This is a genomic window from Methylobacterium brachiatum (genome assembly GCF_020523825.1).
Lineage (GTDB): Bacteria > Pseudomonadota > Alphaproteobacteria > Rhizobiales > Beijerinckiaceae > Methylobacterium > Methylobacterium brachiatum.
In genome coordinates this window covers 12668-26982 of the sequence record NZ_JAJALK010000028.1, presented here as the reverse complement: position 1 = coordinate 26982, position 14315 = coordinate 12668, and the positions used below count along the sequence as shown (strand labels likewise).

Annotated in this window: 12 protein-coding genes and 1 pseudogene; 3 read left to right on the top strand and 10 right to left on the bottom strand. The window is 67.2% G+C overall.

Features of this window, described 5'->3' with window-relative positions; translation table 11 throughout:
- Positions 1–418: 418 nt before the first annotated feature.
- The 4 genes and pseudogenes from LGR69_RS30375 to LGR69_RS30360 all read right to left on the bottom strand — a co-directional run bounded on the left by LGR69_RS30375 (position 419) and on the right by LGR69_RS30360 (position 4630).
- Positions 419–1573 (bottom strand): coiled-coil domain-containing protein, encoded by a 1155-nt coding sequence (locus LGR69_RS30375; RefSeq protein ID WP_053622009.1) that lies wholly within the window; start codon positions 1571–1573, stop codon positions 419–421.
- A gap of 370 nt (positions 1574–1943) precedes the next feature.
- The gene (locus LGR69_RS30370) at positions 1944–2351 is read right to left on the bottom strand and encodes a hypothetical protein (protein ID WP_142583737.1); all 408 of its coding nucleotides are present in this window, start codon (positions 2349–2351) and stop codon (positions 1944–1946) included.
- A 231-nt stretch (positions 2352–2582) separates the two neighbouring features.
- Positions 2583–3542: pseudogene (locus LGR69_RS30365) on the bottom strand (cation diffusion facilitator family transporter).
- A 695-nt stretch (positions 3543–4237) separates the two neighbouring features.
- The gene (locus LGR69_RS30360) at positions 4238–4630 is read right to left on the bottom strand and encodes a cation transporter dimerization domain-containing protein (RefSeq protein ID WP_053611568.1); all 393 of its coding nucleotides are present in this window, start codon (positions 4628–4630) and stop codon (positions 4238–4240) included.
- Positions 4631–4886: 256 nt separating this feature from the next.
- Between LGR69_RS30360 and LGR69_RS30355 the strand changes: the two genes are divergently transcribed.
- Positions 4887–5477 carry a PepSY domain-containing protein gene (locus tag LGR69_RS30355; RefSeq protein ID WP_053622010.1) on the top strand — a complete coding sequence of 197 codons (591 nt, stop codon included), beginning with the start codon at positions 4887–4889 and terminating at the stop codon, positions 5475–5477.
- Positions 5478–5526: 49 nt separating this feature from the next.
- Here the strand turns inward: LGR69_RS30355 and LGR69_RS30350 are convergent, their stop codons facing one another.
- Both LGR69_RS30350 and LGR69_RS30345 read right to left on the bottom strand, forming a co-directional pair.
- Positions 5527–6762 carry a sodium:proton exchanger gene (locus LGR69_RS30350; RefSeq protein WP_230368370.1) on the bottom strand — a complete coding sequence of 412 codons (1236 nt, stop codon included), beginning with the start codon at positions 6760–6762 and terminating at the stop codon, positions 5527–5529.
- Positions 6763–6915: 153 nt separating this feature from the next.
- Positions 6916–7569, bottom strand: coding sequence for a DedA family protein (locus LGR69_RS30345; RefSeq protein ID WP_230368369.1), 654 nt, complete (start codon positions 7567–7569; stop codon positions 6916–6918).
- A gap of 154 nt (positions 7570–7723) precedes the next feature.
- On the opposite strand from LGR69_RS30345, the gene LGR69_RS30340 reads away from it, so the two are divergent.
- Positions 7724–9229, top strand: coding sequence for a phospholipase D-like domain-containing protein (locus LGR69_RS30340; RefSeq protein WP_230368367.1), 1506 nt, complete (start codon positions 7724–7726; stop codon positions 9227–9229).
- A 6-nt stretch (positions 9230–9235) separates the two neighbouring features.
- Here the strand turns inward: LGR69_RS30340 and LGR69_RS30335 are convergent, their stop codons facing one another.
- Positions 9236–9640, bottom strand: a complete 405-nt coding sequence (locus LGR69_RS30335; RefSeq protein WP_230368366.1) for a flagellar basal body rod C-terminal domain-containing protein — start codon at positions 9638–9640, stop codon at positions 9236–9238.
- A 921-nt stretch (positions 9641–10561) separates the two neighbouring features.
- A complete protein-coding gene (locus tag LGR69_RS30330; RefSeq protein ID WP_230368364.1) occupies positions 10562–10822 on the bottom strand; it encodes a hypothetical protein in 261 nt (86 codons plus the stop codon).
- A 264-nt stretch (positions 10823–11086) separates the two neighbouring features.
- On the opposite strand from LGR69_RS30330, the gene LGR69_RS30325 reads away from it, so the two are divergent.
- The gene (locus tag LGR69_RS30325; RefSeq protein ID WP_230368363.1) at positions 11087–11818 is read left to right on the top strand and encodes a YoaK family protein; all 732 of its coding nucleotides are present in this window, start codon (positions 11087–11089) and stop codon (positions 11816–11818) included.
- Here the strand turns inward: LGR69_RS30325 and LGR69_RS30320 are convergent.
- Entirely contained in the window at positions 11752–13173 is a 1422-nt protein-coding gene (locus tag LGR69_RS30320) for an ATP-binding protein (protein WP_230368361.1), read from the bottom strand. The genes LGR69_RS30325 and LGR69_RS30320 overlap by 67 nt on opposite strands.
- A complete protein-coding gene (locus LGR69_RS30315) occupies positions 13170–13916 on the bottom strand; it encodes a response regulator transcription factor (protein WP_122163140.1) in 747 nt (248 codons plus the stop codon). Before LGR69_RS30315 ends, LGR69_RS30320 begins: the two co-directional genes overlap by 4 nt.
- Positions 13917–14315: the final 399 nt, after the last annotated feature.

Here is a 14315-nt window from a genome sequence, read left to right as displayed (position 1 = left end):
TTCGTGCGACGCTGCCAGCACGTTCAGGAACGAAGGCACCGAGCTGATCTCAAGTCACACACCTGTCCGCACTGGGCGCGCGCCGTGCAAGATGCCGCTGAACAGGTCAGCCGGGAGGCATCTGCTTAATCCTATTCAAGAGGGTCGGCTCTGGTGGAGCGGATCTGCGGCGTCCTCGCCGTCAGCCCGTGGTGGCGCTGCGACGGCATTTACCATCCCGATCAGCGCGTGCAGGCCGAGCGAGGCGCGACCTTGATGACGACCGCGTCGCTGACCGGTTCAACATGCATGATACTAAGAGACCCGAGAACGAGGGGAAAACGGCGTCGTGGCCTGGCGCTCTCCGCATGAAGGAGGACCAGACTTCGGTACCCGTTGATAAGCCGTCAGCGAACGTATCTCGGCCTGACGGTTACACTCATTGTGGCTTCGGTTCAGCCGCCTGATGCTCTGGTGGCGTTATAGGAGCAGGCTCTTCGGAGAGCTGCTTGCGACGACCTGCCAGCTGGCTTTGAACATCTGCCAGCTCCTGGCGGACTGAGTGTATCTGCTTGTCAAGATCCGCTAGTTCCGTGTTTCGTCGAGCCATGCTGTCGCTAAGCGTGGACAGTTGGGCCTGCGCGTCAGCCTGCCGGTTCTGCAGAGCTTCTATTTCCGTGCTCAACCTGTCCCGAGTGTCCTGAAGCTTCTTGACCGCAGCCTCAGTTTGACTGCGCTCAACGGCGACACGGTCGCGGTCCGCCTGAGCGGTGGCCACATCCTTCTGCGCAGATGTGAGACTGTTCCGAGCCTGTTGAAGCTGCTGGCTTGATTGATCGATATCGGCCGTCAGCTTAGTCCGGTCGGCGCTCAAGCTACTGATCACTTGCTCGAGGTCAGCGCGTTGCCTGGATGCCTTCTCAATCTCGGCCTTCGCGTCCGAAAGCGCCTTCTGCGCGGCTGCTGACCCCTCGCGAGCCGTCTGCTGGCTCTGCTCGGCCTGGGCGAGTTCCGCCGACTTGACCGCGCTCTCCTGCATCAGGGTTGCGAGGCTGCCCCGTAGCAAGGCCTCCTGCTCGCGTGCTTCCTCCAGCCGCGCTCCGACATTCGCCAGATCTTGGGTACGGGTCTTGGCAGCCTGATCGGCTTTGTCCGCGACCTCACGCAATGGCGCAATCTTCTGCTCGGCCTCCTGAATCTGAGCCTGCAGATCGCTGAGGCGCTGTATCTGCGCCTGCTGCTCTTCAGTTGCTGCACTCGTCTTCCGCTCGGCTGCCTCCTGATCCTGGCGCAGCGTCGCGAGCCGGGCTTGCAGCTGCTCGACGTCCTGAGTGGCTTGACGCCCCTGCTGTTCTGCCGTCGCGATCCTGGCCTGCAAGGTCGACAAGGTGCCAGTGGTCAGTCGCTGCTGAGCCAGCTCGTTCTGCAGGTTGACCTGCTCCGCCTGGAGCGAGCTGATGCTCCGCTCGAAAGCTCGGCGGTGCTTGGCATGCACGGCAGTGACGATGACCAGCCAGACTAAAAGAACGGCCGCCACGACGGCTAGACTTAAGGTTAAGGGGCGACGCAGTTCGGACTGGACATCGATCGCCATGATTTACCCGCGCGTTGCAGAGGATCCGGGCTTTAACGCAGGAGCGTGGCGGATAGGTCCGGCTTCGGACGATTCGATGATCGTGCGGCCGGGTGCGGTCGAGCCGGCGCGCTCGCCCGAGGTGCAGGTTATCGCCACCCGCTATCCGCATCGTGCAACTTCTACCCACAACCTTGACCGCATAGGCTTCAGATCGATCTCTCGGAAATTGAGGGCGGTACACCGGCCTGCAGCAGAACCTGGACGTGCTGGCTCGGCGCGATCACAATACCCTGATCAACGAGCCCAGTAGCAGGTCGGATCGAGCGTCTGAAGATATTCAAGCACGTGATGTTTTGCTGCGCCGAATAAATATCCATAGATAAATAACCTAAATCGCGTGCGCGACGGTCATGCTGCGAACGATTAACGCGAATAACAGGAAAAATGCCGTCTCGTCCCAGCAACTCAGAACAGAAGACGTAAGTCTCGCTCGGGAATGCAAGGCAAGCACAGCGCTCAGAAATGCAGACATGAAAAGCAAGCTTGCAAGGGTCTTGGCTGCCGTCTCCGGCTTCGACAAAACTGCAAACAGGCTCAGAAGAGCAAACTTGGAAATAATGTGGGTTATCCTTACATAGTTGAGTTGTGCTATGCGCAGGCGTGCTGCGGCGAGGCGCTCTTCAGACATGGAGGGTACCGAGTTCTGATCGGCCAGCGCCGAACGGCTTCCGCGGCGGACCGCGAAAAGGCCTACAACGCGTCGTCGCAGCCTCCAGGTGACACGCAACCCGATCATGGCAGGTGCGATCCCGAATAGGCCGGTTCGGAGACCCCACACGACCGTGCCCTTGATGCAACGGGCCAGAGCAGACAAAATCATCGCCTGCAGCCGGACCAAACGACTGACCCGCTGGAGGGAGCGAGGTTTACGCGTGGCTATTCTGTTGCCGCCTCTCTTCAGCACAGTTGGTCCTTTCCGGCCTGCCCGATCTCAGCAGGATCGATATGGGAAAGCACGGGCTTGTACCTAGGCCGCCCCGGACCGATTAAGAGGACAGACCGATGACTCATCAGTTTCGACTTGTAATGTTGTGTGATTGATCGCGAACTTTTCTTGGAGTTATCGACCTATTTGTATCAAATACTGGTCGCCCGGATAGCCATCCGGCATGATAAGGTGAGCTGTGAGCGCTGTCTCCGTTGTGCTCAAGGGCCAGACGTGGAGATCGTGCAACTCCCTCACGCCGGTCCGGGAGGCGAGATAGTCACGGATAGTGGAGAGCTCGATGCCGGGGGGAACGGCTGCCAGCGACATCGTCACGCTGTCACGCAGAAGGCCCCAGGTTCCCCAGACAATGACCGCGTTGATGACGAGGCTGACCACGGGATCAAGCCAGAGCCAGCCCGTCAGCAGAATTACCAATCCGGCAACGACGACACCGGCTGAAACGCCAGCATCCGCTGCCATGTGCAGAAAGGCGCCTCTGATGTTGAGATCGCCCTTTCGTCCCGACGCGAACAGCCACGCCGTGAAGCCGTTGAGGACCAAGGCTGCCGTAGCTACGATCATGACGGTCTTGCCGGCGACGGGTTCGGGGTGGAACAGGCGCTGCACTGCTTCCCAGCTCAAGGCCCCAATCGTCACGAGAAGGAAGACGGCGTTGAAGAGCGCAGCGAGAATGGATGTCCCCTTCAAACCATACGTGAAGCGCGCCGTCGGCGCGCGCTTGCCGAGGATTGCTGCCGACCAAGCGACGAGTAGGCCCAACACATCTGAAAAATTGTGGGCGGCATCCGCCAACAATGCCATGGAGTTGCTGAGATAGCCGTAAACAGCTTGAATGAGAACGATGGTGACGTTCAGGACCACGCCGATGGCGAACGCCTTGCCAAAGTCGGCAGGCGCATGACTATGACCTGCCCCGTGTCCGTGAGGGTGGTCCGCATGGTCGTGCTGGCCGCCGTGGTCGTGGTGGTGATCTAACATGAACTCCGATCCGTCAGTGGCAACGACATCCCTATGATAGCGGTCGAGTCCACATTTCCATCGCTTGCGATCCTCTCACAGGCTCCTTCAGTCGCCCGCAGTCGATGCGAGCAGTGCACCGTAGCGGAACGTAGCGATACGTCTGGACGGCTCGGTGAAGGTACCCTCACCGCGATCAGCGCGCGCCGTCGTCACGGTCCCTTACAGGATGCCGCTACCGGTACAGTCTACGCTCACAGGTACAGGCGAGCCCTTGAGATCGAGCGTAGATCCGCCGCTGCACGCGACCAATCCCTTCGCGTTGCGAGTGAAAAAGGCGAGGCGCAAGAGGCGGACGGACGCGTGACCCGTAAGGACGCTGTCGTCCGCACGCCGGATCTCGAAAGGTAGCGAGTCGAAGCCAAACGTACTGCCGCTGTCGCCCAAGCCAAGCTGAATACCGGGCAGCGCCGCGCCGCCACAGCTGGATAGGAATGGCAGCGATGCTCCGAGGCAGGTATAGAGCAAGCCTTTCCGCATCGCTCCCTCGTTGATCATGCCGTCCGAAATGGGAGTGCGCCGTTTTCTGCTACTGCCGGCCAGTCGAGCATGAAGGTTTGCGGCAATGGACGCTCTCGGAACACGGGACAGCAGCCGAGCAGATCGGCCATCCGATGTCGTTTTCATAGGGCCGAGCAGGCGGCTTTCGCACGCGCTCAGGTCTTTCGCAGCTTCTCCTCTTCCTGCAGAACCTCGTTCTCGACCTGCACGGTGACGTGGCGCGTGTTGAACTCGGCCGCCATGATCTGCTGCACCGCTTTGAGGATGCGCGCGGCCTCGGCCATGTCGGCTACGACGACGTGGGCGCTCATGGTGTCGATGCCGGAGGTGATCGAGCGCACATGCAGGTCGTGGACAGAACGCACCCCCGGGATTGCCAGCAACTGACGCTCGACGATGCGGGTGATCACAGACGCGACATCTGAGCCACGGAAGCCGTTCGCAGCCTCATAGGCATCCAGCGGTTGAGCGCGCGCGCCCTGTGCTCCGGGTGCGCCCGAAGCGAGCATGATGAGACCGGCGACGAAGGCGTAGTTGATGTTCGGCATCTGTATTCTCGCGGATGAACCGTCCTCACCAGCTCGGCTTGTCGCAGTTCCGTTGCCCCTGGTCGCGGTCACAGCCGTCCCGAACATCCGCTCCGGGCACCGGAGCCGAACCTGAACGCGTAGCCCGGTGTACGGTACCGCCAAGCCGGATTTCGCTTCATCATCGCACGGGAGAGCCGCGGTTGCGAACCGCCCTGTCCCTCCTGCGTTGAGGCGGCACAGCTTTGCGGCTGTCCACTGAGCCACAGGAGACGCCATGTCCCGATTTGCCCTTTCTCTCGCACCGCTTCTCGTCCTGACCGGCTTGGCCGCGGCCCAGACGGGTCCGGCGCCTCAGGCGCCCGCTCCTGCCGCCACACCTCCGGGCGCTGCGCAACCCGCCCACGGCACCACCGGTCACAAGGAGCGCGAGCACGAGGGCCTACAGGCCGCGAAGGTCTCGCTCGCCCAGGCTCTCGACACGGCCGAGAGCAAGGGGCCGGGCCGCGCGATCGAGGCGGACTTCGAGAATGAGGGCGGCAAATCGTATTACGAGATCAAGGTGCTCGGCAGCGACGGCAAGCTCACCGATCACCACATCGACGCCAATTCGGGTCAGGTGATCAAGAGCGACAACCACCCGATCGAGAGCTACTTCATCCGTCTGAAGCCCTCCGACGTACAGAATGCCCCCGCGAGCCTGAAGCAGGCGGTCGCGACCGCCGAGCAGAAGGCGGGCGGCAAAGCGGCCGAGGCGGAGGTCGAGCGCGCGGCCGACAGTGTGCAGTACAAGATCACGGTGGTGACCGGCAGCCAGTCGCAGGAGATCAGGGTTGGGGCCGACGGAAAGATCATGCCGAACAAGTAAGGCATGACAGACCCGGGCGGGGCCTGCGCTCCGCCCGGATCGTACCGGGTCAGCCCGCGATGGAACTGGCTTCTCGCTCGCTCCGCTGCACGTCCGAGTCGCCTTCGCTCCCGGGCGGCTCGAGCTTCGAAAAATCGCCCATGACGGCACCGCGCAGAAGGGTAAACAGCCGCCGCCCATCGATCAGGAACAGAAGGCCGGCCAGCCCGAGGTAGGCCCAGGCCAACCAGGTCAGCGTCGCGATCGTACGTGCCTCGTCGTTGCGGTAGACGAAGGCCAGCCCGACCTGGACGGTGAACAGCGCGGCCAGCGCCAGCGCGGACCAGAGCCCGAGGCGCAGGCGCAGCAGGAGCGCGATGCCGAGCAGCGACTGGGCAGCTGTCAGGAAGAACTCCTCGCCTTGGCGCGCATCGAGCGGCAAGGGGCTGATCGCGCCCGCGCCGATGCTCAGGGCGAGCGGCAGCATGCCGACGAGCAGCGTCCACTGGTTGATTTTGTCGCTAATCATGGCGATCAGCCCGTCGCCGGCACGATTGGCGCGCACGAACAGCACCGCCACCGTGATCGCCGGCGCCTCGCTGGCCAGGGGCGCCAGCCACTGGATCAGCAGGAACTCGTTGAGTCCGATGAGGCGGCCCGTGCTCACCATCGCCTCGGCGAAGGGCTCGGCCGAGACCAGGATGACGCCGCCGGCCACGGCCACGAGGCCAACCATGGCGGTCCATTGCAGGCCGGGAGAGAGCGTGTTCAGCGCCGCGGCCGGCCCCGGCTCCTCCGCCTCCTCCGGGTTGTCGCTTTTCTGCAGATTGCGCGCGCGCCAGACATAGGCGCCGAAGATCGCGATGAGCACGACGAAATCGAGCAGCGAGATGCTGCGCTTGAGCACGATCACGAAAGCGTACAGGCTGGCAAGCAGCAGGAACCCGACCTCGACGGCGTTGCCGGGCGCGAGGTCGATCGAGCGGTGTCGGTCCTTCATCCAGTGCAGGAACACCATCAGGGGCCAAGCCAGGCCGACGAGCAGCCGATTGGCGCCCGTCATGTTGGCGGCCGCGTACTGGACGTACTGCGAGTTTGGGCCGGAGGCGCCAGCCATGTAGGCGTAGTAGATGTCGATCGCATATTCCGGCAGCACAGTCACCAGGGCGACGGCTGCCAGGATGAGGCCTTGCGAGATGTGCTGCTCGGCCGTCTCCGCTCCCCAGGACAGCAGGAAGCCCGCGGCCAGGATGGCGATGCCGAAGGCGGCGACATCGACAAAGGGGCTCGGCTGCCAGCCGCCCAAACGCAGGATGACGGCCGGAAGGGTCGCCGTGACCGCAAGGGCGACCAGGATCAGAAAGCGTCTCACCCACACTCCTCCGCAGAACGTTACGGCTCGCTCGTCCGCGCTTCTGCAACTCGCCCCTTGCCGGCCCCGGCAAGGGCTTGCCGTGCCTCAGCCCCGGGCATCGCTCCCGCGCTCGAAGGTGGCGACGCGGTAGAGGTAGAGCAGCATAGCCAGGATCAGCACGCCGTTGCCGATCGGCTCGACGAAGCGGCCCACGAGACGGTAGTTCTCGCCAAGCCCGTAGCCGGCCCCCGTCAGCAGCCCGGTCCAGACGACCGTGCCGAGCGCCGAGTAGGCCAGAAAGGGCGTGAGCGGCATGCCGGCAACCCCGGCCGGCACCGAGATCAGGCTGCGCACGCCCGGGATGACGCGACCGACCAGGACGGTGACGCCGCCGCGCTGGGCGAACCAGGTACCGGCCCGATCAACCTCCGCCGGGCTCAGGGTCAGCCAGCGCCCGTGCCGGGCCGTGAAGCGCCGCAGGCGCTCGCGTCCGAGCCAGCACCCCACGCCGTACCAGAGCAGCGCGCCGCAGAGCGACCCGGCGGTGCCGGCGAGGAACACGCCGACGAGGCTGAGCTGGCCGCGCGCCGCGGCAAAACCTGCCAGCGGCATGATCACCTCGGAGGGGATCGGCGGGAAGATGTTGTCGATCAACATCAGCAGGAAGACGCCGAGGTAGCCGGTCCGCTCGATCGCGGTCACAATCCAATCGACCAGCGGATCCTCCTCGGGAAGCAATCTTGCGTGGCGGCTGAGCACTCCCACAGCTCGGATCGGGAACGCACCAAGTGGAGGCGGGTTCACACGCGGACGCTCGAAAGGGCGCCGGCGCTTCGTCGCCGGACGCCAGGGATCGAGCGTTGCCTGGGAGTTGAACGCACCGATGCATCATCCATCCCATACGGCACCCGTCTTGGGCACACCGACGTTGCTGCAGTCCGGCCTGACCTGCTGGCGGATCGAGCGGGCGACGCGCTTTGCCCCGATCGTGGATGCCGCCGCCTACTTCGCGCATCTGCGCAGCGCCCTCCTACGCGCCCGCCACGCGGTCCTGTTCATCGGCTGGGAGTTCGACACCCGCATCAAGCTCGACCCCGACCACCCGCTGCCGGGCCTGCCGGAGGAACTCGGCCCGTTCCTGTCCGAACTCGGCCGGCGTCGACCGGAGCTGAGCATCCGCGTGCTGCAGTGGAACCTGGGGGTCCTCGGCACGCTGGCGCGCGGCACGACGCCGCTCTACCTCCTGAACTGGATGCGGGCCCGCGGCTTCCGGTTCCGGCTCGACAGCGCCCACCCGCCCGGGGCCTCGCATCACCAGAAGATCGTCGTGATCGACGACGCGCTCGCCTTCTGCGGCGGCATCGACATGACCGACGACCGCTGGGACACCCGCGACCATGCCGACCAGGACGCGCGCCGGGTGCGTCCGTCGGGACACGGCTACGCGCCTTTCCACGACGCCACGGTCGCAGTCGACGGCGCCGCCGCCGCAGCCCTCGGTGCCCTTGCGCGCGAGCGCTGGCATCACGCCACCGGCGAGCGGATCGCGCCGCCCGGTCCACCGGCGCAAGATCCGTGGCCCGACGGGCTGAGGCCGCTTCTGCGCGACGTGGAGGTGGGAATTGCCCGGACCGCGCCGGCCTATCACGGCCGCCCGGACGTGCATGAGATCGAACAACTCTACCTCGCCGCCATCGCGGCAGCGCGCGACACGATCTACATCGAGAGCCAGTACTTTGCCGCACGCTGTATCGCCGAGGCCATGGCAGCCCGTCTGCGGGAGCCGGACGGGCCCGAGATCGTCGTGATCAATCCCGACCGTGCCATGGGTTGGCTTGAGGAAGCGGCCATGGGACGGGGACGGGACCGGGCGCTGGCGCACATCCGCTCCGCGGACCGCTTCGGCCGCTTCCGCATCTACCGTCCCGTGACCGCAGCCGGGCAGCCGATCTACGTGCATGCCAAGGTGCTGATCGTCGACGACCGCCTGCTCAAAATCGGCTCATCCAACCTGAACAACCGCTCGATGGGTCTGGATACGGAATGCGATCTGGCCGTCGAAGCCGTGCCTGGCCACGCGACCGATCAAGCAGTCGCGGCGGGGATCCTCGGCTTGCGCCACGCGCTTCTGGGCGAGCACCTCGGCGTTTCACCGGAGGAGGTGGCGAAAATGCGCGCCCACACGGGCTCACTGATCGCCGCGGTCGAGGTGCTGCGCCAGGCAGCCGGGCGTACCCTGGTTCCGCTCGACGGGCCAAGTCATGAGGTCGTGCCGCCGCTGAGCGAGGGCGAGCTTCTCGACCCCGAGCAGCCCGAGCCAGTATGGAGGGCGGTGCTGCACGCCCTCGCCGACAAACGCCGTCGCCGGGCCGATCTCGCGCAGTCCCTGTCGAACGGTAAAAATATCTCGAAGGGGTGACGGAACTCAGACCGTCAGCAGGTCGATTGTGCGGCTGTTGAGATCGTCGAGGGTTGCGATCACCCTCAGGTTCGCCTCGTAGGCCCCCATCGCTGCGCGCAACCCGGCCATCTCCGTGGCAGGGTTGACGTTTGGCAGCTTCAGATTGCCCTGCTCGTCGGCAGCGGGATGACCGGGACTTGAGATCGAGCGGAACGGGCTGGTGTCGTGCACGACGCGACCGATCGGCTCTGCGTCAGCCCCGACCGGCTCGAATACCGCGATCCTGCGCCGGTAGGGGTCGCCGCCGGGCGTGCTCGCGGTGCTGTTTGCATTGGCGAGATTCTCGGTCATGACCCGCAGGCGGCCCTGCTGCACCCGCAGGCCTGCCGCCGCGACGGCAGACCCCATGATGCCTTCGGCCTTTGCCATCCACGCTCTCCCGAGAACCGAGCAGGGGATCGGAGGCCGAACCCGCAATGTCTCAATGAATAGTTAGCGATCATAGTTAGTGAAGAGTTAATCGCGGCCTGCATCTCCTGCGCCCGATGGTTGAGTGAGACACCTCGTTCGCGGACCACGCTCGGCCGAGACCGTGCGCGGTCACGGACGGCGCGGTCGTTCATGCTGGGTGACATGCGGCGACGCTCCGGAAGCAGTCAGCTCGACGCGGGCGCGCCCGAGGCAGCGTCGACTCAGGCGCGCGGAGGTCTCGTCAGGCGGCCCGGAAAGACCGAGCGGACGGACGCGGTCAGCCGCGCGAAGCTCAGGTGCCAGGCCAAGTCCGGCGTGGCCGCAGTCGGCCCATGCGGATTGACGGCGCCATGGCAGCGGCAATGCACCCCCGGGGTCGACGGCCTTCTCGCTGGCCGGCCCCCTCCGACGCCACCGCGAGCTCCATGTGACCGTGCCCCTGATGACCCTGGTGTTACGCTAGGTCGGCGGCCAGTCCGGCGGTCGGCGCCGCGACGACGCGCGCTAGGACCAGTGCAAGCGCACGCGCGGCGGTCGCCCACCACCCCGTGATCGCCCCGAAGGACCTATGGCTCCGCGTCGCTGGCATCACCGCCCCTATGACCGATTCGAGGATTTCACCGCAAGCCGTCGCCATCCAGGGCGCCGGCCGGGGCGAGGGTGTCCGGGCACCCCGACGTACCCGCCCCGACTCGCGTCGGGGCGGGCGTTCCACGGCGTGCTTAAGGGGCAGACTACACACCGTGAACCCTTTGTCGCGCGAGTCGGCTCAAGCGAGCGCGTAGCCGATGCCCGCAGCGAGAACCGCGAAGACGACGAGGAGGGGCAGCAGTCGCATGACGTCATCTCCACCCTTCGCTCCCACCGCCCGCGCGGCTGTCACCTCTTGCCGGTAGCGTCCTGGCTGTGCCCGTGGGCGTGGCCGTCGTTGGCGCCGTGCGCCGGCGTGCCGTCAGGCCGCCTCTCCTGCGACTCACGGACCCGCGGATCGTCGCGGTGGGCGGGTCCACCGGAGACGCCGCCGGTGTTCGGGACCGCGCGCTCGGGGTTCGCCGCGTTTCCGTGCCCGTCGATCGCGAGCGCGGGCATCGCGGCCGCCGCGAGCGTCGCGGCGAGAGCGGCGGCGAGCGTCCTCTTCATGGGTCCATCTCCTGTTCGGTCCGCGGCCGAATCGACCGCTTCAGGACCCGAGATAGACGGCCCGTATGTCTGTCGGTCGTCGCGTTCGTGACGAAGTGTGTCCGCCCTGCGCATGGGCATCGGGTTCGGTCCGCCGCCCGGACGATTGCGTCGACACACTTCGTCACCGTCCGGAAAAGCCCCGGCCAAGGGGCGAGCTTAATCCAGGGGGCCCTCGGCGCGACCGAGCGCGGCTGGAAGCCCCCCGAAGAGCATAGGTCACAAATGGACAAATCCTTCCCATCGAGCCCCGCGACGCGCGTGCCGCTCGCCATCGCGCTGGCTGCGCTGGCGGGCGCCGCGGACTCGATCGGGTTCCTCGAGCACTCGCAGCTGTTCATGTCGTTCATGAGCGGGAACACAACCCGCTTCGGGGTCGCGGCCAGCGGGTTCGACTGGTCGGGAGCCATGCGCTTCGGCAGCACCATCTCGCTGTTCTGCTTCGGCGCCTTCGCCGGGACGCTGCTGGCGGCTTGGGCCGGCCGGTGGCGCCTGTCGGTCCTACTTGGCGTCCAGGCCGTGCTGCTGTCCATCGGCAATTTCCTGCCAGAGGGGCCGGAAGCGTTCCCGCTGCACGCGTACCCGGTCGTCCTGGCGTTGGGCATCCTCAACGCGACGCTGCAGGACGAGGGCGGCCGAAGCCTGGCGCTGACCTACGTCACGGGCACGGTCGTGCGTTTCGGGACCGGGCTCGCGAACATGATCCTGCACGAGCCCCCGCCCTCCTTCTGGCTCCAGGCGCCGCTCTGGGCGGCCCTGACCTCGGGTGCGGTCGCGGGCGGCTTCCTGCAGAGGCTGCTCGGGCCCGACGCCTTCCTCGTGCCTGCCGCGCTCTCCGCGGCACTGGCGGCGGCCACCTTCCTCCTGACTCTGGCACTCCCAGGCAGCGCCTACGTGTCCAACGAGCGTTCGGCGCAGCCGGACGCGCACCCCGACGCGCCGGCGACCGCGCGCTGAGGGTCGGCCGGGGGGACGCCGCCGCGGCCGCGCCCCCCCGTCCCGGGCAGGCGGATCTCGGCCCGCAGGCCTCCCCCGGGCCGGTTCGACAGGCCGAGGCGGCCGCCCTCGGCCTCGACCGCCCGCCTCGCGATGGTCAGCCCCAAGCCGGTCCCGCCGGTGTTCCGGTTCCGCGACGCCGCCAGCCGCACGAACGGCTCGAACGCCCGGGCGACGTCCCCCGGCGGGATGCCGGGGCCGTCGTCGTCGACATGGACCACGAGGGCGGCGTCGTTGAAGCCCAGGGCGATGCGCACGCGGCCGCCGTAACGCACGCCGTTGTCGACGAGGTTCTCCAACGCCCGCCGGAGGGCGACCGGCCGCACCTCCGCCAGCGCCCGGCCGGGGCCGGCATACGCTACATCCTGGCCGGCGTCCGTCGAGGTGTCCGCCACCGCCATCAGGAGGCTCGCGACGTTGGCGATCTGCCGCGCCTCCGGGTCATCGCCGCCGCGCACGTACGCCAGGGTGGCCTCGACCATGGCCTGCATCTCGTCGAGGTCCGCCGCCATCGCGCGGCGCTCGTCGGCGTCCTCGACCCGGTCGAGGCGCAGGCGCAGCCTGGCGATGGGCGTTCTCAGGTCGTGCGAGACCGCCGCCAGCGCCTGCGTCCGCTCCGCCACGAGGCCGTGGATGCGCGCCTGCATCGCGTTCAGGGCGCGCCCGATCCCGCGCGTCTCGTCCGGCCCGACCTCCGGCACCGGCACGACCGCCCTCCGTCCGATCCGCTCTGTGGCGCGGGTCAACTCGCGCAGGGGCCCGGCGATGCGGTGCACCACGACCACGGCTGCGACACCGACCAGGATGGCCACCGCCGTCGCGAGGAAGGCCCACGGCCCTAGGCGGGCGAGGCCCGGCGCATGGGCAGAGCGGAAGGTCAGGTAGTCGCCGTCCGGGAGCGGGAAGGCGCCGCGGAGGTCCCGCTGGCGCAGCGGCTCGTCCGGCGCGCCCAGGGCGAGCGCCAGCCCTGGGCCGAGCACGGGTTCGGCCTCCAGGACGCGGTCGCGCAGGTCGCGCAGCGCCGCGTCGGTCCCGACGGCTTCGGCGGGCGGGCCCCGCTCCCAGCCGACCTCGAAATGCTTCGACGAGAGGGCCTTGGCCTCGTCGGCCCGCTCCTCCGGCGGGCGTCGCGACACGGCCTCGCGTGCGATGACGAGCTGGCGGGCGACCTCGGTGGCGAAGGCCTCGTCGGCCGCGGCCGCCGCCGAGAGGCGGTAGATCGCCAGCGCACCGCCATGGACGAGGAGCACGGCCAGGAGCAGGACGACGACGGTGCGCCCCTCCAGGCTGCGGGCGAGGCCGAGGAGGCTCCTCATGCCCGCTCGACCTTGGCGGTCAGCATGTAGCCGGAGCCCCGCACCGTCTTGATGACGGGGGCCGTCCCCGCGGGCGGTTCGAGCTTGCGCCGCAGCCGGCTGACCAGCGTGTCGACGCTGCGGTCCGACGGCGCGGCGAGCCGCCCGCGGCCCATCTCCAGGATCTGCTCGCGGCCGAGCACCCGGCCCGGGTGTTCCAGGAACACCAGCAGCAGGTCGTGCTCGGCGCCCGACAGGTCGACGGCGGCGCCTTCGGGATCGGTCAGGGCGCGGCTGCGCAGGTCGAGCCGCCAGCCGGCGAAGGCGAGGGATTCCGGCCGCGACGCCGCGCTCGGCACCGGCGCGAGGGCCGACCGGCGGAGCACCGCCCGGATCCGGGCGAGGAGTTCCGGGCGCCCGAACGGCTTGGCGACGTAGTCGTCGGCGCCCAGTTCCAGGCCGAGCACCCGGTCTGCCTCCTCGTTGCGGGCGCTCAGCATGATGACCGGGACGGTGCCCTTCGCCCGCAGGGCCCTGAGCAGGTCGAACCCGGACGCGCCCGGCAGCATGACGTCGAGGAGGACGAGGTCAACCGGCGTGTCGGGCAGGAGCGACCACATCTCGGCGCCGCCGCGGCAGCCCGTGACCCGGAAGCCGCTCTCCCGCAGGATGCGGCTGACGAGCACGCGCATGCCGTCGTCGTCCTCGACGAGGAGGATGTGGGCCTCGTCCGGGAGGGACTTGGTTTCGCCCGCGGCCAGCATTCCGGATCCAGCCTAGCCGATCATTCCCTCGAGCAGGAGCAGCAGCAGGAAGCCCGCGAAGAACATCGCCGCCAGGGGCGTGTATGGATGCCCCCTGTCTGGCAAGCTTGATCTTCGATGTTTCGGCGGGGTCTTCGATCGGACGTGTGTCAGGCCTCACGATGTGGCCTTCGATGACGCCACGGGCCGGTATGCTGTTCGGAAGGCTGGGTTCACATCGGTTCAGAGAGCTGCCTGCGCTCGAGCCCCGGGTCTGAATGTCCCTGCCTTGAACTTCGAAGTCCGTGTCGCCTACTCCTCGTCGATCGCTCGCCCCCTCCCGACGCCTCAGGGATATCCCTGGTGCCAAACCGCTGAGCGAGGCCGAGCTGCTGTCTGCAACCGACGCTGCCCGCTCCG